This window comes from Undibacterium sp. Rencai35W (assembly GCF_049340185.1).
Lineage (GTDB): Bacteria > Pseudomonadota > Gammaproteobacteria > Burkholderiales > Burkholderiaceae_D > Undibacterium.
Window position 1 is genome coordinate 91,900 of sequence record NZ_JBMPPC010000004.1, and the last position, 23,195, is coordinate 115,094.

The 23,195-nt window shown below is 50.0% G+C and carries 22 protein-coding genes; 7 read left to right on the forward strand and 15 right to left on the reverse strand.

Annotation, left to right across the window (positions count from 1 at the left end):
* Positions 1–80: 80 nt before the first annotated feature.
* Positions 81–2,177 (reverse strand): EAL domain-containing protein, encoded by a 2,097-nt coding sequence (locus tag ACO0K3_RS10025; protein ID WP_422984186.1) that lies wholly within the window; start codon positions 2,175–2,177, stop codon positions 81–83.
* Between the two features lie 129 nt (positions 2,178–2,306).
* The gene (locus ACO0K3_RS10030; RefSeq protein WP_422984188.1) at positions 2,307–2,540 is read right to left on the reverse strand and encodes a DUF883 family protein; all 234 of its coding nucleotides are present in this window, start codon (positions 2,538–2,540) and stop codon (positions 2,307–2,309) included.
* Positions 2,541–2,830: 290 nt separating this feature from the next.
* Between ACO0K3_RS10030 and ACO0K3_RS10035 the strand changes: the two genes are divergently transcribed.
* Both ACO0K3_RS10035 and ACO0K3_RS10040 read left to right on the forward strand, forming a co-directional pair.
* On the forward strand, positions 2,831–3,562 hold the full coding sequence (locus ACO0K3_RS10035; protein ID WP_422984190.1) for a Crp/Fnr family transcriptional regulator: 732 nt from the start codon (positions 2,831–2,833) through the stop codon (positions 3,560–3,562).
* Positions 3,563–3,952: 390 nt separating this feature from the next.
* Positions 3,953–4,759 (forward strand): Crp/Fnr family transcriptional regulator, encoded by an 807-nt coding sequence (locus tag ACO0K3_RS10040; protein ID WP_422984192.1) that lies wholly within the window; start codon positions 3,953–3,955, stop codon positions 4,757–4,759.
* 153 nt (positions 4,760–4,912) lie between these two features.
* Here the strand turns inward: ACO0K3_RS10040 and ACO0K3_RS10045 are convergent, their stop codons facing one another.
* From ACO0K3_RS10045 to ACO0K3_RS10055, 3 genes are all read right to left on the reverse strand, one after another.
* The gene (locus ACO0K3_RS10045) at positions 4,913–5,254 is read right to left on the reverse strand and encodes a hypothetical protein (RefSeq protein ID WP_422984194.1); all 342 of its coding nucleotides are present in this window, start codon (positions 5,252–5,254) and stop codon (positions 4,913–4,915) included.
* 524 nt (positions 5,255–5,778) lie between these two features.
* Positions 5,779–6,159: a hypothetical protein gene (locus ACO0K3_RS10050; RefSeq protein ID WP_422984196.1), complete on the reverse strand. Its 381-nt coding sequence runs from the start codon at positions 6,157–6,159 to the stop codon at positions 5,779–5,781.
* Between the two features lie 162 nt (positions 6,160–6,321).
* A complete protein-coding gene (locus ACO0K3_RS10055) occupies positions 6,322–6,870 on the reverse strand; it encodes a thymidine kinase (RefSeq protein WP_422984198.1) in 549 nt (182 codons plus the stop codon).
* A gap of 181 nt (positions 6,871–7,051) precedes the next feature.
* Between ACO0K3_RS10055 and ACO0K3_RS10060 the strand changes: the two genes are divergently transcribed.
* Entirely contained in the window at positions 7,052–7,516 is a 465-nt protein-coding gene (locus ACO0K3_RS10060) for an Hsp20 family protein (RefSeq protein ID WP_422984200.1), read from the forward strand.
* Between the two features lie 144 nt (positions 7,517–7,660).
* On the opposite strand, the gene ACO0K3_RS10065 is transcribed toward ACO0K3_RS10060, so the two are convergent.
* Positions 7,661–8,800 carry an alpha-hydroxy acid oxidase gene (locus ACO0K3_RS10065; protein ID WP_422984202.1) on the reverse strand — a complete coding sequence of 380 codons (1,140 nt, stop codon included), beginning with the start codon at positions 8,798–8,800 and terminating at the stop codon, positions 7,661–7,663.
* Positions 8,801–8,928: 128 nt separating this feature from the next.
* Entirely contained in the window at positions 8,929–9,834 is a 906-nt protein-coding gene (locus ACO0K3_RS10070) for a LysR family transcriptional regulator (RefSeq protein ID WP_422959166.1), read from the reverse strand.
* Between the two features lie 227 nt (positions 9,835–10,061).
* On the opposite strand from ACO0K3_RS10070, the gene hmgA reads away from it, so the two are divergent.
* Both hmgA and fahA read left to right on the forward strand, forming a co-directional pair.
* A complete protein-coding gene (gene hmgA, locus ACO0K3_RS10075; protein ID WP_422984204.1) occupies positions 10,062–11,417 on the forward strand; it encodes a homogentisate 1,2-dioxygenase in 1,356 nt (451 codons plus the stop codon).
* Between the two features lies 1 nt (position 11,418).
* The gene (gene fahA, locus ACO0K3_RS10080) at positions 11,419–12,744 is read left to right on the forward strand and encodes a fumarylacetoacetase (protein WP_422984206.1); all 1,326 of its coding nucleotides are present in this window, start codon (positions 11,419–11,421) and stop codon (positions 12,742–12,744) included.
* Between the two features lie 122 nt (positions 12,745–12,866).
* Here fahA and ACO0K3_RS10085 read toward each other — a convergent pair whose 3' ends face one another.
* From ACO0K3_RS10085 to ACO0K3_RS10120, 8 genes are all read right to left on the reverse strand, one after another.
* A complete protein-coding gene (locus ACO0K3_RS10085) occupies positions 12,867–13,082 on the reverse strand; it encodes a TOBE domain-containing protein (RefSeq protein WP_422959162.1) in 216 nt (71 codons plus the stop codon).
* 138 nt (positions 13,083–13,220) lie between these two features.
* Positions 13,221–14,159 carry an ATP-binding cassette domain-containing protein gene (locus ACO0K3_RS10090; RefSeq protein ID WP_422984208.1) on the reverse strand — a complete coding sequence of 313 codons (939 nt, stop codon included), beginning with the start codon at positions 14,157–14,159 and terminating at the stop codon, positions 13,221–13,223.
* Positions 14,156–15,055, reverse strand: a complete 900-nt coding sequence (gene ssuC / locus ACO0K3_RS10095; protein WP_422984210.1) for an aliphatic sulfonate ABC transporter permease SsuC — start codon at positions 15,053–15,055, stop codon at positions 14,156–14,158. Before ssuC ends, ACO0K3_RS10090 begins: the two co-directional genes overlap by 4 nt.
* Before the next feature lie 9 nt (positions 15,056–15,064).
* On the reverse strand, positions 15,065–16,210 hold the full coding sequence (ssuD, locus tag ACO0K3_RS10100; RefSeq protein WP_422984212.1) for an FMNH2-dependent alkanesulfonate monooxygenase: 1,146 nt from the start codon (positions 16,208–16,210) through the stop codon (positions 15,065–15,067).
* 40 nt (positions 16,211–16,250) lie between these two features.
* A complete protein-coding gene (locus ACO0K3_RS10105) occupies positions 16,251–17,264 on the reverse strand; it encodes a sulfonate ABC transporter substrate-binding protein (RefSeq protein WP_422984214.1) in 1,014 nt (337 codons plus the stop codon).
* Positions 17,265–17,271: 7 nt separating this feature from the next.
* Positions 17,272–18,249: a sulfonate ABC transporter substrate-binding protein gene (locus tag ACO0K3_RS10110; protein WP_422984216.1), complete on the reverse strand. Its 978-nt coding sequence runs from the start codon at positions 18,247–18,249 to the stop codon at positions 17,272–17,274.
* Positions 18,250–18,422: 173 nt separating this feature from the next.
* Positions 18,423–19,040 carry an NADPH-dependent FMN reductase gene (ssuE, locus tag ACO0K3_RS10115; RefSeq protein WP_422984218.1) on the reverse strand — a complete coding sequence of 206 codons (618 nt, stop codon included), beginning with the start codon at positions 19,038–19,040 and terminating at the stop codon, positions 18,423–18,425.
* A gap of 85 nt (positions 19,041–19,125) precedes the next feature.
* The gene (locus tag ACO0K3_RS10120; protein WP_422984220.1) at positions 19,126–20,157 is read right to left on the reverse strand and encodes a sulfate ABC transporter substrate-binding protein; all 1,032 of its coding nucleotides are present in this window, start codon (positions 20,155–20,157) and stop codon (positions 19,126–19,128) included.
* A gap of 191 nt (positions 20,158–20,348) precedes the next feature.
* Between ACO0K3_RS10120 and ACO0K3_RS10125 the strand changes: the two genes are divergently transcribed.
* Entirely contained in the window at positions 20,349–20,828 is a 480-nt protein-coding gene (locus tag ACO0K3_RS10125; RefSeq protein ID WP_422984222.1) for a (2Fe-2S)-binding protein, read from the forward strand.
* Positions 20,825–23,134, forward strand: coding sequence for a molybdopterin cofactor-binding domain-containing protein (locus ACO0K3_RS10130; RefSeq protein WP_422984224.1), 2,310 nt, complete (start codon positions 20,825–20,827; stop codon positions 23,132–23,134). The genes ACO0K3_RS10125 and ACO0K3_RS10130 overlap by 4 nt, the downstream gene beginning before the upstream one ends.
* The last annotated feature ends 61 nt before the right edge of the window (positions 23,135–23,195 follow it).

The following is a 23,195-nucleotide window of genomic DNA, read 5'->3' on the forward strand; positions in this document are numbered from 1 at the left end:
GACGAACCAAAAACAGTTTAAAAAATGACTCTACTAACAATCAGTCATACTCGTAAGAAGTCATTGGCAATCATATAAAATCAATGAATCGATGTGCCACCGACACCGCGTCTTAATAAAGCGGTAAATTTCTCTGCCGCTACCGGGTGGCAGAATATATAACCCTGCCCCTCTTCACAATGCTGCTCTTTTAAGAACACTAGTTGTGCCTGATCCTCTACGCCCTCAGCAATGACTTTTTGTTTCAGGCTATTACCCATGGCAATGACAGCGCTGGCAATAATACCGTTTCCTTTGACTGATCCGATGTCATGGACAAAGGATTTATCAATTTTGAGCACATCAATCGGAAATTGATTCAGATAACTCAGGCTGGAATAACCAGTACCAAAATCATCCACGGCCAGTTGTACACCCATGTCCTTGAGCTGCTTTAAAATCGCGATGCTCGATTCGGCCTCTCGCATTAAGACGCTTTCAGTAATTTCTAATTGCAGGCATTCTGGCCTTAATCCAGTCTCTGTCAAAATCGCTCCTACGACGTCGATGAAGTCATGACGGCGGAATTCAATCGCAGAAATATTCACTGCGATCGACCCGGGATTTAATCCTGCCTCTTCCCATCGTTTGTTCTGCAAACAGGCTTGACGTAATACCCAACGTCCGATTTCAACGATGACACCGCAATCCTCGGCAATTGCAATAAAGCGACTCGGGGGCACAATTCCCCACTTTGGATGTATCCAACGTAATAAGGCTTCAGAGCCGGTAATGGCACCGGTCGTCAGATTAATCTTGGCCTGATAATGCAAGACGAATTCTTTTCGTTCGAGGGCATAACGCAAATTTGCCTCGATCACTTGCCGCTCGACAGCACGGATATTCATTTCGTTTTTAAAGAACTGAAAATTATCTCGTCCTTTTTCTTTTGCCTGATACATCGCCGTGTCTGCATTCTTTATCAATGTCTCCGCGTCACAACCATCTGCCGGATAAATGCTGATGCCAATACTGGTGGTGATGTGCAGCTCATTGTTCCCGATAGAATGCACGGCAGCGAGGGCAGCAAGAATTTTATCCGCGGTCAGTGAGGAGTAAGCACCGCCCTGATCCTCGGTTAATAAGATCACGAATTCATCACCGCCCTGACGGCTCACGGTATCGGATCCTCGGACACAGCCGACTAAACGTTTCGCGACAGATTGCAATAACTTGTCACCCGTCGCATGTCCAAGCGAGTCGTTGATATGTTTGAAATTATCTAAATCCAAAAATAACAAAGCGACCTGCGTACCGCGGCGCTTGGCAAGACCAATCGCTTGCGCAATTCTGTCAGTCAACAGAACTCGGTTTGGCAAATTCGTCAAAAAATCATGCTGTGCCAGATGTGCCATCTTGATTGCCATCGCTTTGGCGGCGGTAATATCATGGAAAACAATTACCGCACCAGCCATGCGTCCAGCCGAATCATGAATCGGCGAGGTTGAATCTTCAATCGCGACTTCACTACCATCACGTCGGATCATAATCGTTCCCGGAATCAGGATCGTCGGCTTGGCTTCTGCCAATACAACCGTCACAGGATTTGCTTCCGATTTACGCGTTTCACCATTAATCAGCGGCATCACTTCGCTGATGGGGCGTCCGCGAGCTTCCTCGCGTGACCATTGGGTCATGCGTTCCGCAGCGAGATTCAGGTAATCGACATTGTTGGCCATATCAGTACCGATCACCGCATCACTGATCGAGTTCAAGGTAATTTCAGCGCGGGCTTTATCGATATAAAAGCTTTCCTCTACCGCTTTACGCTGTATGACATTACGCAAAGACTGTGGTACCAGGTAGCTGGCAAAATGTCCTTTTGTAAGATAACCCTGTGATCCGCGTTGCACCGCTTCGCGCGCCAGTGACTCATCCTCCACAGAACTCAGCGTCAGGATTGGCAGATAAGGCACCTCAGCGAAAAGTCGAAAAAAAGTATCAATGCCACGGCTATCGGGTAGCGACAGATCAACCAGTACAGCATCGATATGTGTGGATTTTAATACGTTCAATCCATCCGCAAGTTTGGTCGCTCGTTCTATTTCGAACGGTCCATCGCTCGCTTTTTTTAATACCCCCTCCAACACATCGGCATCCACCGCAACGCTAGTGATAATCAGAATACGGTTGGTCATGATCGGGCCGATCCTTCAGCTACAAAGTGTAGTTTTTTTTAGTAAAACACGGATAAAAAATGCGGCCGAGCGCAGGGACAAGGATGTTAGGAGAACCCGCATGCAACTCAAACTACAAGGAAGAATTATTTATGCAAACCGTGGCACATAACTCATGTCGAACTCTAAAGACATCGATTTCTGCTCCAGCAGATTGAGCCGGCAACGCGCGTCCGCCAGCCGAGCAGAAATCAGATCATGTAGTTCAGCGATATCCGTGTTCACCTGATCGCTGGTCACTCGCAAAAAGAATTCAGCGTCCGCCATCACCATCTTTATGTCGCGAATCATTTTTTCGTTACTTAATAAGCTTGATGTAGTCATCTGAATTCCCCTTTAAAATGAGATCGAATCTTCACGCTACATTTGTTTTAAAGTAACTTCTGTGCGATATCGAACATATAGCCGAAGCGCATGATTTTTTGTGATTGACGCCCATCTTATCTTTGAATTTTTCCATGTCTCGAAGAAATTATTGCTTTTACTAACGCATGTGTGCGATGTCGCGCATAGTTTTTTTTATCTTCGTGATACGCTGCATTGCGCTAATTTTCTTTGCTTGCCTAACTTGTTTCAAATAGTTCTTGGCAGAGATTTCACTCGAAAAATCGTTAATGCCAATCCCACATAGTCCAATGCAGAATCATCTTCTGGCAGCCTTGCCTGCGGCTGAGTTTGGTCGTATCTCCAAGGATGTAGAGCTCGTACATCTGGCACACAATGTGTCCCTATACGAATCTGGTATGCGCTTACAGTATGTGTACTTTCCAACTACCTGCATTGTGTCGCTGATGTATGTACTTGAGGATGGTGCCAGCGCCGAAATCGCCGTGGTCGGAAATGAAGGCATCGTCGGAGTCTCCATGTTTATGGGCGGAGAGACTACGCCAAATCGCGCGATCGTTCAAAGCGAAGGTTATGCATATCGTCTTCGGGGTCAATTATTGAGAGATGAATTTGACCGAGCAGGCACGGTATTACGTATCTTGTTACGTTACACACAGGCATTAATTACTCAGATGACGCAGACCGCTGTGTGTAACCGCCACCATACGGTAGAGCAGCAATTGTGCCGTTGGCTTTTATTGAGTCTAGATCGTCGTTCATCAGATTCAGTTGTTATGACCCAGCAAATGATTGCCAATCTGCTAGGAGTACGTCGTGAACGCGTTACTGAAGCCGCCGGTAACTTACAACGTGCCGGACTGATCAGCTATAGTCGCGGTGCAATTCAGGTATTAAACCGTTCGGGCTTGGAAAAAATCGTCTGTGAATGTTACGGCGTGATAAAGCGTGAATTTGATGGCCTTCTGGCAGATATACCTGAAGCCAATTCGGGACATTGAGTACGCCATCGCGTCGATGATCTGGACTGAAAAAATATTCTGTCAATACCTTTAATCTACCAAAAAAAACAAGATAAAACGGAGCACAGGTTCTTTTCAAAATATCTGGTTACAGATCTGGAAAAGCTCAACAAAAAGCAGTATTTTGATACATATACTAGGTGATGTATATTTAAATGACACCGCAATCATTGCGGATTAAGCTATCTTTTTGCGTATACTCCCCAGATATAGCCATTTAAGTCTTAGGCCTCATCAATACACCTCGTCTGACCGATATGCGCGATAACGCACATACAAACATGGCGATTCTGCTATGCTGATTTCAGATCACCCGATCTTGATGCGCCACGCCAAGTCCGCCACATGGACTGTTACCGAAATTCTTCAATGTCTACTCTCCACTCCCCCAAACAAAATCATTTGCTGGCGGCGCTTCCTGCTGCGGAATTTGATCGTTTGCTCCCCCATCTGGAATTGGTGCCATTGAAACTTGGAGAGGCCATCTATGAATCAGGTGGGAAATTACAGTATGTATTTTTTCCGACCACTGCCATAATCTCCATGCTGTACGTGCTGGAGAATGGCTCCTCGGCAGAAATTGCGATTGTCGGCAACGAAGGTATTCTGGGCATTTCCTTGTTCATGGGAGGCGACACCACACCAAGCCGGGCGGTGGTGCAGAGTGCCGGCTTTGGTTACCGGCTTAACGCGCAGTTACTCAAGGATGAATTCAACCGGGCAGGTCCGGTGCTGCGTCTCTTGTTGCGTTATACGCAGGCACTGATCACGCAGATGAGCCAGACCGCTGTCTGTAACCGTCACCACACGATAGAGCAGCAATTATGTCGCTGGCTACTATTGAGTCTTGACCGGCTATCATCGGATTCGGTCATCATGACGCAAGAACTGATTGCAAATATGTTGGGGGTCAGACGTGAGGGTGTGACCGAAGCCGCCGGTAAATTACAGCGGCAGCATCTCATCAAATATAGTCGTGGTCACATCGAAGTAATCGACAGACCCGGGCTAGAAAAAGTCGTCTGTGAATGTTATGCCGTTGTAAAGCTAGAGTTCGATCGTCTGATTTCAGATATTCCGAATGGCGATCCACAGCATGTATTGGGACAATCCGATCGTCGCCAATCTGCCAAGCGAGCATCCAGAGACGAGATGGAATCACGCCGTAAAGCCTAGATAGTTAGCAATGCTACTTTTCCGTACGTAAAAAAACGCATTTCATCATTGATGAAATGCGTTTTTTATTTATATGAACTTTACTAACTGCAGTGTCTGACAACTGAACAGCGAATCAACACAGATTGCCAGCTCAGGGTTAGATTTTTTAGCTTAGCAAGCTTCTGCGAGTTCTTTTTTCTCTGCTGGCAGTTGGAAGATGCGCAAGGCTTTAACTGCATCCGGTACTGCATTGATTTCTTGAGTACCGTTCATCAGGTCGGAGATGTGATGCTCCAGCGCTGCGGTGTCTGTCTCCAGCATGAACTGCGCTGGCAATACCGTTTGCATGATGCTCCAGCGTGCGACTGGCGCATCGCCAGTTTTGTTCAGCAGCGAGCGATCCGTCATCCACTTTTCAAAACCACGTGTCGTTAAGTTCGCGTCGATCCAGACCAGATTGTCGGATGACATTGTGTTTTTACCTGCAGAGCGGATTAATAATTCGTAAATCATTTTGTTGTACTCCCTTTTTTATCGGAGCATTCCTTTCTCAGAAATGTCTTACCCTCGCAGCTAAAAGCGTTTATCCCCCCCGCTTGGTTGACAAAAAAAGTGGGATTTTTTCGATATTTTTGAAAAAAACTGCGTTTTATCTGCTTTTTGATAAAATTAAGCTAACATTTTCAAACTATTCTTTAAATAATTTCGTAACTGTTTGTGAGCCGTGTAAAAAGGCTTATCAAAATAAAAGCTGATTTACAGATAAGTTCGAATTGAATTTTAGATAAATTATTTGCTATTTATGCAAAATTTTTCCTGCATTCTTATGCTACTGAAAATTCAAAAAAATCAATGAAACGACGCTGAAAAAACAAAAATCCGGTGTTCATCACACCGGATTTTGTTTGACCAGGCTTGCCAATATTGCGCGTGTCCAGCGGGGTTTAATCCCACATCATCTGCGTCGTTTCACATAGTTACCACGCGTTTTCAACACACACTGCCCTGCCAGATTGCCTGCTCTTTTAACGAATTAATTACTTCGCCGGAGCTGCTTTCACTTCTTCTGTTTTCGCTTCTGCTTTTACTTTTGCATGTTTCACATGCTTGACCGCTTTATGCTCTTCACCTGGCATTGCTGGTTTAGCTTCTACAGCTGCGGAGGCTGATGTTGCCGGTGTTGCTGGCATTGCAGCAGATGCGTGTGCAGAAGCAGAGGCGCTTACCGCTTTCACGGCTTTAACTGCAGCAGCAGGTGCTGGCGTTGCCGGCACACTGGTAGCAGCGCTGGCAGCGGCCACAGCAACGGGTGCTGCCGGTGCAGCGACCTTAGCTGGTGTTGCTGCTGGAGTTTGTGCGAACGCTGTACCCATGGCGAAGGTAGCAGCAACGAGGGAGGCGGCGATCAGCTTGTTCATGATTAATCCTGTTCTATATTTGGTTTGTGTTACGTAGTCAATCTACGTATGCCAAGAACGCCACCCGACGCGATTCTGTTGACACACAAATTGTTGCGAATTGTTACGATACGACATCAACAAAAACAACAGGACTTCATTCAATTTCTGTTAGCGAATTTCTCAAGAATAAAAACAACGTCCACATACATGCTGATAACGTTCGTTCCCACCGATCGCCACTTGCTCGCCTTGTTTGACCCGTTTGCCATTCGCATCCATACGAATATTCATAGTCGCTTTTTTACCGCAAGCGCAGATATTTTTTAATTCTTCAATGTCATCTGCCAGTGTTAACAAATACGCCGATCCGGGGAAAGGTTCACCCAAAAAATCACTGCGCAAACCATAACAAATAACCGGCACGCCTTTAACTTGTGCAAGCTGATGCAATTGTTTGACTTGCTCCGCCGTGAGAAATTGCGCCTCATCGACGAGAACACAACTGACCTTCGGTGTCGTTGCTAAAAAATTGTAGTCACTATCAAATACTTCCGCTTCACGTTGCGGTCCGAGACGCGATGTGACCTTGCCTTGCCCATATCGGTGATCAATCGCGGCCGTATATAAACGCACGACCTGGCCTTGCTCTTCGTAGTTATGCGCGACCTGCAACATCGCTGTCGACTTGCCTGCGTTCATTGCGGAATATCTGAAATAAAGTTTTGCCACGGCGCTTCCCTGATGAATTTTCTATATGAAATAAACGCAAAAATAATGCGTTCGAGATTGTAATTATTTTCTTCAAAAAAAGCTCTTGAAATCCCAAACAGGTATGACCATATCTGTAATAGCAGGTGCTCAGGAGAGGCCTGCCACACTTCATATCGCTTACTTTTATCAAGGATATATCATGCGTAATTTTGACTTTGCTCCACTATACCGTTCTGCTATTGGCTTTGATCGTCTTGCTCATTTGTTTAATGAAGCGCAACGTCCCGATGCAACACCAAGTTATCCGCCGTACAACATCGAACTGATCGCAGAAGACAAGTATCGCATCACGATGGCGGTTGCTGGTTTTGATCGTTCTGAACTCGATCTTGAAAGTGAAAACGACACACTAAAAATCGTCGGCCGCAAAAAAGTAACCGGCGAAACCCAAAGCACTTTCTTGCATCGCGGTATCGCTGCACGTGATTTTGAACACCGCTTCCGCTTAGCGGATCATGTCAAAGTCGTCGGTGCAAAACTCGATAACGGCTTGCTCAATATCGAGCTGATCCGTGAAGTACCTGAAGTATATAAACCGCGAAAAATCGCGATTGATGGCGACAACCTAACCATCATCAAACAAGCTGAATTACAGGCAGCGTAATTAAAAAAGGGCGGCATCTGCAATGGATGTCGCCCTTGATTTTTTAAGTAGCATTGCCTGAAACAATATTCAGATTGAACTAAGCTCCGTTTTCAAATTTCCTTCCGCTTTTTGATCCGTCGTATCAAACAAAATTCAGGTACGCTATTTCAAGCCAACCAAGTTATGACGGCCTACTTCGCGGATATCCTTAGTCCCCGTCAACGCCATACTGACATCGAGTTCTTTGTGCAGAATTTCCAGCATTTTTGTGACACCCTCTTCGCCCATTGCACCAAGTCCGTACAAAAATGCACGACCAATCATGCTGCCTTTAGCACCGAGGGCAGTCGCTTTTAAAATATCCTGTCCGGTGCGTATCCCGCCATCGAACCACACCTCAGTCTGATGCCCTACGGCGTCCACAATGGCTGGCAAGGCTTGTATCGACGACATCGCGCCATCAAGCTGACGCCCGCCGTGATTACTGACTACGATAGCATCGGCACCCGCTGCTACCGCAAGCTTGGCGTCTTCTACATCAAGGATACCTTTGAGAACGAGCTTGCCACCCCATTCTTTTTTAATCCAGGCGACGTCATCCCAATTCAAGGTCGGATCAAACTGACTTGCCGTCCATTGGCTCAGCGTCAAAATACCATCACCGCCTTTGACATGTCCAACCAGATTGCCAAAGGTTTTTCGTCCCGTCAGAGCGCGCAATGCCCATGCAGGTTTGGTCGCCAGGTCGAGGATATTGGCGAGCGTGAGTTTGGGCGGGACCGACATACCGTTACGGATATCTTTATGGCGCTGCCCAAGAATTTGCAAATCCAGCGTCAGGACTAACGCCGAGCATTTAGCATTTTTTGCCCGCTGTATCATCTCTTTCACAAAGCCGCGATCCCGCATGACATATAGCTGAAACCAGAATGGCTTGGTCGTAACGCTGGCAACATCTTCGATTGAGCAAATACTCATGGTAGAGAGCGTAAAAGGAATACCGAATTTTTCGGCTGCAATCGCCCCCAGCATTTCGCCATTCGCCCACTGCATCCCGGTCAGTCCGGTTGGTGCGATGGCAACCGGCATCGTAACGTCCTGCCCGACCATCGTTGTGCGAGTCGAGCGGTGATCGACATTGATCGCCACGCGCTGACGTAACTTGAGCGCCGCCAGATCATCGGTATTGGCGCGGTAAGTGCTCTCGGTGTAGGAGCCGCTGTCGGCGTAATCATAAAAAGCTTTGGGAACGCGTTTTTTAGCGAGTAAGCGCAGATCTTCGACGCAGGTGATGACGGGCATGCTGAAACTCCCAGGTGACAAATAGAATGCGCAAAGTGTAGGTCAAAAGCACCCGTCCATGGCGGAAAAGCATTCAAGGCGAAGATGAAGTATTTTCACGACTAGTTTAGTTTGGCTATGGTCATACCTTATTCAGCAAATTGCTCTGCGATAAAGTGCCTGAGCCATTGATTACCCTCATCCTGGTTGTAGCGGCGATGCCAGAACATATTCGTTTGCAGTGCCGGCAGGCGCAGCGGCGATTTGATGTAACGCAAATTAAACGGACTTGCTGCACGTTCGGCCAGCTTTTGCGGGACGGTCACCAGCAGATCGGTTGTACTAACGATGTAGGGCACTGCCACAAAATGCGGCACCCTGAACTGAGCACTGGCAATCACACCTGCCTTGTCCAGTAATTGATTAATCTTGTCGTAAGGACTCTCCTGCGAGGCAACAATCAGGTGACGGGCAGCGACGAATTCCTTGAGTTCAATTTTTTTATTCGCCAGCGGATGCTCGTTGCGCAGCATGCAGACATACTGCTGTTTGAATAAACGGCGTTGATACAAGGCCCCCGAAACTGTGTCAAATGCACCGATAGCCAGATCCACGCGGCCCGCCTCCATCTCAGTTTTTAAATCAATACTGCTCGCCCTGACCGTCGAAATCTGCAAAGACGGCGCGTGTTGACGACATGATTCAACTAACGCTGGCATGAAATACACCTCGCCGACATCGGTCATCGCGATCGTGAACTGGCGCTTGCTGGACGCGGGATCAAAACTATCATGCTGGTTCAGCGCACGCGATACGCTCCCCAACGCATTGGCTATCGGCTCGGCCAGCGATTCGGCAAACGGTGTGGCCTGCATTCCCTGTGCGGTTCTGACAAATAATTCATCGTCAAAAGTCCGGCGCAGACGTGCGAGAGCGTTGCTGACTGCCGGTTGCGATAAACCAAGTTTTTTTGCGACGGAAGAAATTTGCTTATCTTGAAAAACTTCCTGAAATACCACCAGTAAGTTGAGGTCAATATCTTTAGGTTCTATCATGGGAAAACCCGTCAAAAATCAGCTGAAGTCAAAAAAGTCACCGCTACCATTATTCACAAAATCAATGTAGTACATTTTTGTATTCCTATCGCGTATTTTACTAGACTCCACTACAGTAGCGTCTTACTCTGCTCAAATGCTGCGGCTGCTGATGCTGCTAATGGCGCTGTGATTATTATTGCTAATAACGCCGTCTGTTTGAGTTCACGCTTCGTCATGAGGTCTTTATGAACAACCCGTCTCAATCGTCTCAGCCATCCCGGGCATTCGGCACTACCAACGGCGAGCGCGCTTATCAAACCGGCTTCGCCAACGAGTTTGCAAGCGAAGCTTTGCCGGGGGCATTACCCAAGAATCAAAATTCACCGCAAAAATGTGCGTATGGCTTATATGCCGAACAAGTATCGGGAACCGCCTTCACCGCGCCGCGCCATGCAAACCGCCGCTCTTGGCTATATCGCATTCGTCCGGCCGCGATGCATCAGCCATTCGTACAAATTGATAACGGTGCGATGACCAATCAGTTCGATCAAGTACCCAGCACACCAAACCAATTACGCTGGAATCCTTTGCCACTACCGTTGCCTGAGGTGGCGACCGATTTTATCGATAGCTGGGTCACCATGGCGGGTAATGGTTCTGCAGATGCACAAAGTGGCTGCGCGATTCATCTGTACGCAGCGAACCGTTCGATGGACGGGCGTTATTTTTATAATGCCGATGCCGAGATGCTGATCATTCCGCAGCAAGGCCGCCTGCACCTGCGCACCGAGCTTGGCATTCTGGATATTGAGCCGCAGGAAATCGCGGTCATTCCTCGCGGCATTCGCTTTGAAGTGCATCTGCCGGATGACATCGCACGCGGCTATGTATGTGAAAACTTCGGTGCCATGCTGAAGCTGCCTGATCTCGGCGTAATCGGCTCGAACGGTCTGGCGAATCCGCGCGATTTTTTAACACCGCAAGCAAGCTACGAGGACAAAGAAGGCGACTTTAGTTTAGTCGCCAAATTCAGCGGCAATCTGTGGTCGGCAAAGATCGGGCATTCACCGCTGGATGTGGTCGCATGGCATGGCAATTTTGCACCTTATAAATATGATCTGCGCCACTTCAATACGATAGGCTCGATCAGTTACGATCATCCTGATCCGTCAATCTTTTTGGTGCTGCAATCACCCAGCGACACACCGGGTGTCGATACGATTGATTTCGTCATCTTCCCGCCACGCTGGCTAGCAGCGGAAAACACTTTCCGTCCGCCCTGGTTCCACCGGAATATCGCGAGCGAATTCATGGGACTGATCCACGGCCAATATGATGCCAAATCCACTGGCTTCCGTCCCGGAGGTGCGAGTCTGCATAACTGCATGAGCGGTCACGGACCAGATGCACCGACTTTTGAAAAAGCCAGCAACAGCGATACCAGCGTGCCGCATAAAGTTGCCGATACCATGGCGTTCATGATTGAAACCCGCAACATCATCAAACCGACGCGTGCCGCAATGACGTCAGCACAGCTCCAGCCGGATTACTACCAGTGCTGGATGGGCATCAAGAAAAATTTTAATCCGGAGCAAGCATAAAATGACACTAGCACTTAACGAAACCCATGATGCGCAACTGCGTAGCTGGGTCAGCTCAGCAAATGAAGCGCAGTGCGATTTTCCGATACAGAACTTGCCGTACGGTGTGTTTCGCCACGCGGGCAGTGCTGAAGTATTTCGGATTGGCGTCGCGATTGGCGATCAGATACTCGATCTGAAAGCGGCGCAGGCAGCAGGTATTTTTGCAAGCTTGAAGTCACCGCAATTTGATCATGCCATCACAAGCACCAGCCTGAATGCCCTGATGGATATTGGTAGCACGGCATGGGGTATTTTGCGCTTGCTGTTATCGCGGGCTTTACGCGAAGGAAGTCCGCAGCAGACGGAGCTGACAGCGGCGCTGATCCCGCAGGCCGAGGCGGAATATGCCTTGCCTGCGCAGATCGGTGACTACACGGATTTTTATACCTCGATCCATCATGCGACTGCGGTTGGCAAATTATTCCGGCCAGATAATCCACTGCTGCCCAATTACAAATGGGTGCCGATCGGCTATCACGGCCGCTCTTCGTCCATTGGTGTATCGGGCCAGCAATTCCGTCGCCCTATCGGACAAACCATGCCGCCAAATGCGACAAGCCCGGTATTCGGCCCCGCCAAACGTATGGACTATGAACTGGAAATCGGTATCTTCATTGGCAATGGCAATGCGCCCGGCGAGAACATCCGTATTGATCAGGCAGAATCCCATGTATTTGGTCTATGTCTGTTAAACGACTGGTCAGCACGCGATATGCAGGCATGGGAATATCAACCTCTCGGCCCTTTCCTCGCCAAGAATTTTGCCTCGACGATTTCACCCTGGGTCGTGACGCTGGAAGCACTGGCGCCCTACCGTCATCAGTGGCAACGCGAAGCGACTGATCCGCAGCCACTCGCCTATCTGGAATCGGCAGACCTGCGTTCCCATGGCGCATTTGATGTCGAACTCGAAGTGCTGGTACAAACCAAGGCCATGCGTGAACAAGGCGTGCCGGCTCAGCGTTTGTCCTTATCGAATTTCCGTCATTCGTACTGGAGCGTTTCGCAACTGGTCACGCATCATACGGTGAATGGCTGCAATTTACGCGCCGGAGATTTGCTGGGCTCTGGCACTCAGTCAGGGCCAGCGCCGAAGGAAGCAGGATCCCTGCTGGAACTGACCGCCGGTGGAAAGCAGCCTTTGACGCTGGCGAATGGCGAACAACGCATCTTCATCGAAGATGGCGACACGATCATCATGCGCGGCTGGGCACAAAAACCCGGTTTGCCTCGCATAGGATTCGGTGAAGTGGCGGGAACATTGCTACCGGCACGCACGCTGTAGACCTGAATGTAGCCTGAACGTAGCCCGACTATTATCTGAATATTGTCAAAATACGGAGTCAACCCATGACACAAAAAAACGCCTGCCGCTAGTTACGACAGGCGTTTTTTATTAGTGCCAATTTATAACTTGGCGATAGACACTTCGGTGGCCTTGACCAGAGCCACTACTTCGGTGCCGATCACCAGACCCAGATCCTTGACCGAGCGTGTAGTGATCACCGAGGTAACGATGCCGGCGGGAGTTTCTACGTCGACTTCGGAGACGACCGGACCGTCGATAATCGCCTTGATCTTGCCACGGAACTGGTTACGTACATTGATTGCCTGAATACTCATGATGACTCCTGTTAGTGTGAAATAATAAAAAAGAATACGAAAAATACATATACTCCCCCTATTTTTTATAAAAACCACCTTTAACCGCCATATTTAATAAGCGCTTTAAAAAATACTCATACCTAGTATATAAATCCCCTACACTGCCCAGCTCACCTGACTGACAGTGCGCAACAGCGACAAATCACCGAGTTCCTGATCCGGCTCTGTGGCAGGCCGCTTGAGTATCCGCCTCAAAATCCGCTCTTCGAGTTCAGCAAAAGCCGGATTACCACGCGCCCGCGGACGAGGCAAACTCACGCGCTCATCCAAGGTAATCTGACCGTCCTCGATCAAAATTACCCGATCAGCCAAGGCAATCGCCTCTTGCACGTCATGCGTCACCAGAAGCGCCGTAAAACCTCGTTGTTGCCACAAATGCTCAATCAGACTTTGCATCTCGATCCGGGTCAAAGCATCCAGTGCACCCAGCGGCTCATCGAGTAAGAGTAAGGCAGGTTCATGCACCAGCGCGCGAGCCAGCGCAACGCGCTGACGCTGACCGCCGGATAACACAGACGGCCACTCGTGCGCCCGCTCGGACAAAGCGACCTTGGACAGTGCCTGTGCTGCCAGCGCTTTGTCGCCGCCCAAACCTAGCGCGACGTTATTCAACACAGTTTTCCAAGGTAGTAAGCGCGAGTCCTGAAACATCACACGCGTCTCGGGTCTGGTGTCTGATGCGCCAAAGCTCAGGTCGCCGCTATCTGCGGTTTCTAGTCCGGCGATTAAGCGTAGTAAGGTGCTTTTACCACTCCCACTACGTCCGATCACGGCGATGAATTCACCCGGCTGTACGTCGAGATCCAGGGACTTCAGTACCGTACGGCCCGCATAGGATTTTTTCAACGCGTGTATCTGTATTGCGGTGCTGCCCGGCTTGCCGTTAGCTGCTGGCGAAAGTGCCGCAGATGCATCCGGCTGTTGCGGCGGATATTCAGAACTCGCGGCGCTATTCCAGTCAGCATCTAATTCTTGCTTGAGCGCGGCAATATTCGCTACACCGCTGCCGATCATTTCTGCACAGATAAAACTCATGATGACTTCCTTTGATAACCGGGATGCCAGCGCAGCCAGTAATGTTCCAGCGCACGGGACAACACGTCAGCCAGCTTGCCGAGTAAGGCATACAACAAGATACCAACCAGCACCACGTCGGTCTGTAAAAACTCTCGGGCGTTCATGGTCATGTAACCAATACCTGCCTGCGCTGAAATCGTCTCGGCAACAATCAGCAATACCCAAACAAGGCCGAGAGAAAAGCGCACGCCGACCAGTATTGACGGCAAGGCACCCGACAGAATCACGTCACGGTGCAAAGCCCAGCCGGATAAACCATAACTACGCGCCATTTCAATCAGGCCCTGATCGACCGAGCGTATGCCGTGAAAAGTATTCAGATACACAGGAAAAAACACGCCGACCGAGACCAGAAACAGTTTTGCGCTCTCATCAATGCCAAACCACAAAATCACCAGAGGAATCAGCGCGAGTGCCGGGATATTGCGGATCATCTGCAAGCTCGTGTCCAGCAAAGTCTCTGCCGTCTTAAAACTCCCCGTCAGCAAACCGAGCAGCAAACCCAGACCGCCGCCGATGGCAAACCCAGAAATCGCGCGCCATAAGCTGGTCTTGGCGTGCATCCACATGTCACCTGACACGGCCAATGTCCAGAAGGCTTTTGCCACCGCAAATGGCTCAGGCAAAATCCGGCTTGATAACCAGCCGGTCTGCGCGGCAATTTGCCAGAAGGTGATCAATAACACGGGCACAGTCCATGGCAACAAAAGCGGCCAAGATTGAACAATTATTTTCGCGTATTTACCTAACTGGATTGGGTGTTGCACAGCATCGACGTGACCTGTAAATGAACGTTGATTGCTCAACGAAGGATCCTCTGTGACCTCGGTAACTTCTGTAATGAAAGGCTCCATAAAACCTCATTAACTTTGTGACGCTTGTGGAACGAATTCGTTAGCAACAATCTCACCAAACGGACCGGTTAAATTGCTGACTTCCCTATTAGTGCCTTTGCCAATCAGCGGGAAAACCAGTTCAGCAAAGCGATACGATTCCTCCAGATGCGGATAGCCCGAGAGGATGAAGGTCTCGATGCCCAGATCCGCATATTCCCTCATGCGTGCTGCGACCGTTTCCGGGTCGCCGACCAGCGCGGTTCCTGCACCTCCGCGCACCAGACCAACACCGGCCCACAGGTTCGGCGAGACCTCGAGCTTGTCGCGCTTACCGCCATGTAAAGCGCTCATTCTCTTTTGTCCTACCGAATCCATCTTGGCAAACGATGCCTGTGCACGTGCAATCACCGCATCGTCAACATGGCTGATCAACTGCTCTGCCGCTTTCCATGCTTCTGCATTGGTTTCACGCACAATCACATGGAGACGGATACCAAAGCGTAAAGTGCGTCCAAATTTAGCCGCACGGGCGCGCATATCAGCGATCTTCGCGGCAACTGCTGCGGGCGGTTCACCCCAGGTCAGATAAACATCGACCTGCTCAGCAGCCAGCTCGTGCGCCGCCTCGGAAGAACCGCCAAAATACAAAGGCGGATATGGTTTTTGTACCGGCGGGTATAAGGTTTTTGCCCCTTTGACAGTCAGGTGTTTGCCTTCAAAATCAAAACCCTGATCGCCACCGGATAAAGCGCCGCGCCAGATACGCAAGAACTCATCACTGATCTCATAACGCTCGGCATGATCGGCAAATAAGCCATCGGCCTCAAGCTCGCCCTGATCGCCACCCGTGACGACATTGATCAACAGACGTCCGTTCGATAAGCGGTCAAAGGTCGATGCCATACGGACTGCCAGACCTGGTGTACTGAGACCGGGCCGTACCGCGACCAGAAACTTAAGATTTTTTGTCGCGCCAATCAGGCTGGAGGCAACCACCCATGCATCTTCACAAGAACGACCTGTAGGCAGTAACACTCCGTCATAGCCTTGCGTATCTGCAGCTACGGCGATCTGACGCAGATAGTCGTAATTGATCTCGCGTGCGCCCTTCGTGGTACCGAGATACCGGCTGTCGCCGTGGGTAGGGATGAACCAAAAAACATTCAGACTCATGATTACTCCTGTATTTTCAATTTACTTTTCAATGTCTTACTCAATTCACCTGCAACTTATTTGTGGATACGCTGGCAGGCGGCGTCCAGATTGCATCTTTCACATTGACAGATTTAGGAATCAGTTTTTGCTGATAAAAATTGTCCGCGACACGCTGCTGTTCATCGATGATGTTCTGGGTCAGATAGACCACCGGCGAGCGCGGACGGCGCTCCAGAAAGGTGGCGATCGTTGGCTTATCGAGACCGGTACTGGCGGCGACAATCGCAATCGCTTCTGTGCGATTTTTTTGCACAAAGGTATCGCTCTTGGTCAGCTCTTCAAACAATAATTGAATCAGCTTGGGATACTGATCCGCGAAACTGCGGCTAGACAGATAATGCGAAAGATTGTTGACCAGCCCGACTCCCGTTACCAGCACCCGCGGCTTGGTATTTTGTTCAATCGCGGCCCAGTAAGGATCCCAGATCGCCCAGGCATCAACGCTACCGCGCTCAAACGCAGCACGGGCGTCAGCGGGTGCGAGATACACCGGCGTGATATCAGACCATTGCAACCCGGCTTGTTGCACGGCACGCAAGACGTGATAGTGGGCACTCGATCCTTTTTGAAAAGCGATCTTCTTGCCTTTCAGGTCCACTAAATTTTTGATGACAGAATCTTGCTTGACCAGAATCGCACTGACCGCTGGTTTAGCCGGTTCCGCACCGACGTACACCAGATTGCTACCTGCGGCCTGCGCAAAAATTGGCGGGGGTTCGCCGGTCGTCGCAAAATCAATACTGCCGACCGATAAGGCTTCCAGCATCTGCGGTCCGGCAGTAAATTCGAACCAGGTGACTTTAACGCCCTTTAATTGTTGTTCCAGTGCTTGTCGGTGTTTGAGTAAGGTCAGATTGACCGAGCTTTTTTGAAAACCGATACGTAATTCTTTTGGTATTTTTGATTGCTCAGCAGATTGCAATGCCGCCAGAGCGCTAACGGGCAACAAGGATGTCCACGTCAATAAGGCGAAAGGCAGCACCAGAGCTGCACGACGTAATAGTGACTTCACGCTGGCCTCAGAGCTTGACTGAAAAAACGGCGTCTTTGATATTGATACGTTTCGGTATCAATTTCAGATCAGCAAAAACATCGGCGATACTTTGCTGCTCGCGTATCACTTGCTCGGTCAGTGGTTTCACGCCAAAAGTAGCGCGCTGAGTCGCCATATCAACAACGGCGGGATCAAGGCCGACCTGAGCGGAGAGAATGCTGGTGACTTCCTTCAGATTTTTGCCGCCCCATTCGTCGATTCTGGCCAGCTCTTCGAGCACGACTTTGACGATCTCAGGATATTTTTGTGCATATGGACGCGCTGCCAGATAAAACTGGTGGTTGCTGACCAGTCCTTTGCCATCAATCAGAATGCGTGCGCCTAGCTGCTTTTCCGCGGCGGCAAGAAAAGGATCCCAGATAACCCAGGCATCCACACTACCCCGCTCAAAAGCAGCACGCGCATCAGCGGGTGGCAGATAGATGATTTCGACATCTTTGTAGGCAATTCCCGCTTTTTCAAGCACTTTAACCAGAAGGTAATGGACATTCGAGCCTTTATTCAGGACGATTTTTTTACCTCGTAGATCCGCGGCAGTCTTTAAGGTCGAATTTTTAGGAACGATTACCGCCTCTCCGCTCGGCGCTGGTGGCTCGTTGCCAACGTAAAGTAAGTCTGCCCCGGCGGCCTGCGCAAAGATTGGCGGCGCCTCGCCCGTCGTACCGAAGTCGATACTGCCGACATTCAACCCTTCCAGCAGTTGTGGTCCTGCCGGAAACTCGGTCCACCTCACTTCGACACCTTGCGCCGCAAGACGTTTGTCGAGTGCGCCGGTTCCTTTTAAAAGCGTCAGCGTGCCGTATTTCTGATAACCGATTCGTAAGGTGGTTGCCTTGTTTTGCGCCAGGGACAATGCAGGAAAACCACCTGCGACACTCGCAGCGACGGCAGCAAGTACGCCCAGTGTGCGGCGTTTTTGATTTTGAAATACTGATTTACTCATGATGTGTACTTTCCGAAAAGTGACAGGTGTCCCTGTGCGCTCAACAGGTGGCGCAACATCTGGAACAATCAAAATAATTTTAGTGCTGGCAGTGCGGTGTCGGTTATTGACGTAGTATTCAATTCAACAACCGATCGTCGCCAGCTCGTCAGTCCGCGTGGAGAGGAAGTCGTTCAGGCACTACATCGCAGTGACTCTTGAATTGGCTGCTTGTCTGTACGTCCGCGCAAACTGATGGTGTCCGTATTGTTGACGGTATCGGTCCGATCAGCTAATCCCTGATCTAGTTGGCGCACCCCTTCGTGCAAACGCTCAAGAATGGCCGGATCAATCTTGGTACCGTGTTGTTCTGACCATTCGACCTGTTTGTCTATGGCATACACGCTGGGCAGAATATGTGCCGCGGCGAGTGAAGCGAGCACGGGCCGTAACGCGTAATCCAGTGCCAGCATATGGGATTGACTGCCGCCAGTCGCTAAAGGCAATACCAGCTTACCGGCCAGTCCGTCTTGCGGCAAAATATCGAGAAAAGTTTTTAATAAACCGCTATACGCTGCCTTGTAAATCGGTGTGGCGATCACGATTGCCTGCGCTTCTGCCAGTTGCTGTTTTACCGCTAGCAGCTCAGGATTGGTGAAGTCCGCATGCAACAACGCTTGTGCCGGTAAATCCCTGACCTGAATCGTCGACGTCTGTAAGCCAAGCGCAGTAAGACGCTCGCCCACATAATGCAATAAGCGGGCAGAACGCGACGGCAGCGACGGACTTCCTGAGAGCAGCAATATGGTCATACGATTTCTTTCACACTAATTTGTCTTTGCGCTGCGTCAGTCTGTGTACCTTGACAGGGACTGGTGCAGCGCCTTGATACTGAAATTACTTCTTACCCGGTTGATAGATCTGGTCAAACACGCCGTTATCGGCGAAGTGTTCTTTCTGTGCTTTCGTCCAGCCACCGAAGGTATCGTCTACCGTGAACAATTTGATTTTCGGGAACTTGCTGGCGTATTTTTTCGCAGCTTTTTCTGTTGCCGGGCGATAGTAGTTATTGCCGATAATGTCTTGTGCTTCATCGGTGTACAGGTAGTTCAGATAGGCTTCTGCCACTTTGCGGGTACCGTGTTTGTCTGCCACTTTATCGACGACGGACACTGGCGGCTCTGCCAGCACACTGATAGACGGGGCAATGATTTCAAATTTGTCAGCGCCGAATTCTTTGAGTGCGAGATGGGCTTCGTTTTCCCAGGACAACAAGATATCACCGATGCCGCGCTCGGCAAACGTTACCGTCGAACCGCGCGCACCCGAGTCGAGTACCGGCACGTTCTTAAATAATTTCTGAATATATTCTTTGGCCGTCGCTTCAGAACCACCCGGCGCTTTTAACGCATAACCCCATGCAGCGAGATAAGCCCAGCGCGCACCGCCGGAGGTTTTTGGATTCGCTGTGATCACTGAGACACCTGGTTTGATAATGTCGGCCCAGTCTTTAATCCCTTTTGGATTCCCTTTACGGACCAGGAAGACGATCGTGGATGTATAGGGAGATGCATTATGCGGCAGGCGTTTTTGCCAGTTTTTATCGAGCAGACCTTTCTCAGCAATCGCGTCTGTGTCATAGGCCAGCGCCAGTGTCACCACGTCGGCGTCGAGGCCGTCAATTACGGTACGCGCTTGTTTGCCCGAACCACCATGAGATTGTTTGATCGATACATTGTCGCCGGTCTTGGCCTTCCATTGTTTGGTAAAACCCTGATTCACTTCCTGATATAACTCACGGGTAGGATCGTAAGAGACATTCAATAAAGTCACGTCTGCGGCAAATACGGCGCTGGATAATCCGGCGACTGCGAAGGCGCTAACGATACTGAGGTTCCTGAGGTGAGGGACGAGATGCTTGAGCTTCATTGGAAATCCTTAATGCGAAAAGTAATGAACGAGTGAGGATTGCAGACTAAAGCGTCACCACCTAAAATAAAACGAATCCTTTCGCGGTTGAATATGCGGTTTACGCATATACGATTGCCGCTATAGCGCTTTATGCGTGATAAGACGTATTGAGTTAGGATCATCTTTTCTTCTTTCCAGCAGGGTTCGCCATGAGCAAATACACCTTGAACGTCAACGGTCAGCCACATCAGCTGGAACTAGAACCGGATACACCATTGCTCTGGGCATTGCGCGACAGTCTGAACCTGGTCGGTACGAAATATGGATGTGGCGTCGGGCAATGCGGCGCCTGTACCGTGCATATTGATGGCGCACCGACACGGTCATGCTTGCTGCCGATCTCTACACTAGGAAAGAAAAAAGTAACGACAATTGAAGGCCTGGATGCCAAAGCAATGCATCCCTTGCAGCAAGCCTGGCAAGAGCTCGATGTGCCGCAATGTGGCTATTGCCAAGCGGGGCAAATCATGACCGCTTGCGCCCTGTTAAAAAGCACACCTCACCCCAGCGATACCGATATTGATAGCGCCATGGCAGGCAATTTATGCCGCTGTGCGACTTATATACGTATCCGGGCAGGCATACACAGGGCGGCGGAGATCAGCGTCACGAAGAAAGGCAGCAAATGAAAACTTCTTCTTTGGAAAAATTATTGCGTGTCTCTACCAGTACCTCAAGCGACACCACACCGGCATCATCAAGCCGTCGCCGGTTTTTACGTCACTCCGCGCTGACATCGACCGGACTCGTGCTTGGCCTTTATGTCAATGCAGGCAATGCCGACCAGATCGCCAAACCGGCCACACGGTCAACGACAGCGGGGATAGCCGACTTCACACCAAATGCGTTTATCCGCATCGCCGCGGATGGCAGCGTGACTCTGATCTCGAAACAGCCGGAAATCGGTCAGGGAATCAAGACATCCTTACCCATGGTGATTGCAGAGGAACTGGAAGTGAACTGGAAAGACGTGCGTATCGTTCAAGGTGATCTGAATCCCGCCTACGGCAATCAAAGCGCTGGCGGTTCGACCTCGACACCCAACAACTATAACGACTTTCATCGGCTCGGCGCTACTGCACGTACCATGCTGGTCGATGCCGCAGCCCAGACCTGGGGAGTCCCGGTTAATGAATGCAAAGCGGTCAGTAGCAAAGTTTTACATACGCCCAGCCAGCGCACATTGGGCTATGGTGCTCTGGCTGCAAAAGCAGCGACACTCCCGGTACCAGATCCTAAGAGTGTCATATTAAAAGATCCGTCTAACTATCAATTACTGGGAACCCGTATCGGCGGGGTCGATAATGCCGCCGTCGTCAGTGGCAAGCCGCTGTTTGGTATCGATGTGAAATTGCCTGGCATGCTATACGCCGTATATGAAAAATGTCCGGTGTTTGGCGGCAAAGTGATCAGCGCCAATCTCGACGTGATCAAAACCTTACCCGGTGTGCGTGATGCATTTAAGATCGAAGGCACCAGTAATTTGAATGGTCTGGTTCCCGGTATTGCGATTATTGCGACGTCAACCTGGGCCGCATTCAGTGCACGCAAACAGCTCAAGGTAATCTGGGACGAGGGCGTATATGCCAAGCAGAGCTGGTCTGAATTTGCCACACAAGCGCAAACCCAGTCTACGCAAGCCGGAGCAACGATCTTGCGCAAGGATGGTGACGCTGTCGCCGCACTCGCGCATGCCAGCAAAACGGTAGAAGCTGCCTATAGCTACCCATTCATCTCGCATGCCAGTATAGAACCGCAAAATTGTACCGCCTGGTGGAAGCCGGAGGAGGGCAGTCTGGAATTATGGGCTCCGACGCAAAATCCTGGTGCAGGACAGAATCTGGTTGCGACTACCCTGAATATTCCAAAAGAAAAAATCCTGATGCACATCACGCGTAGCGGTGGTGGCTTTGGACGTCGGCTCAGTTCAGACTATGTCGTGGAAGCCGCCGCAATCGCGCAAAAAGTCACAGCACCGGTCAAGCTGACCTGGTCCAGAGAAGATGACATCCAGCACGATCATTTCCGCGCAGGGGGTTTCCATTTTCTGCGCGGTGGCATCGATGCCAAAGGTAAGCTGATCGCCTGGCATAATCATTTTGTCACCTTCGCGAACCGGGTGAATCGTGAGGGCAAGAGCATTCTGCAGCCGGGTAGCGGTGGTAGTTTGAGTGGCGATGAATTTCCGGGACGCTGGGTAGAAAACTGCCTGCTGGAGCAAACTCCGATTGAATGCGGTATTCCGATGGGCCCCTGGCGTGCGCCGGGAAGTAATGTTTTTGCCTGGGTCTTTCACAGCTTTATCGACGAACTAGCGCATGCTGCTGGCCGCGATCCTCTGGCATTCCGCTTAGAGATTCTGGGTGACAAAGAGATTATTGCAGGGACAGGTGAACGCGGACAACCGTATCACGTCGGCCGCATGAAACATGTGCTGCAAGAAGTTGCAGAAAAATCCGGCTGGGGTAAAAAAACTTTCCCTCGCGGACAAGGTCAGGGTATCGCTTTCCATTTCAGTCACCGCGGCTACATTGCCCAGGTCGCTGAAGTGACGGTATCTAAAAAAGGGGAGCTTAAGGTAGATCGTGTGGTCGTGGTATCCGATATTGGCGCACAAATTGTTAACCTCAGCGGTGCTGAAAATCAGGTACAAGGATCAGTCATCGATGGACTCAGCACACTGATGTATCCCGAGCTGACGGTGGAGCGTGGACGTATTACGCAAAGTAATTTTCATGACTATCCGCTGCTTCGCATCGCGGATACGCCACCTAAAGTTGAGGTACATTTTTTGAAAACAGATTTTCCTGTCACGGGATTGGGTGAACCTGCTTTTCCACCGCTGGCACCGGCAGTATGCAATGCAATTTTTGCGGCGACGGGTAAGCGTGTACGGCAATTGCCGCTGACGCACACGGATCTGAGCTGGAGTTAAAGAACATCAGCAGATGGTGTTCAGGTGCCAGACAACTGGTATCTGAACATTGCACATTAAA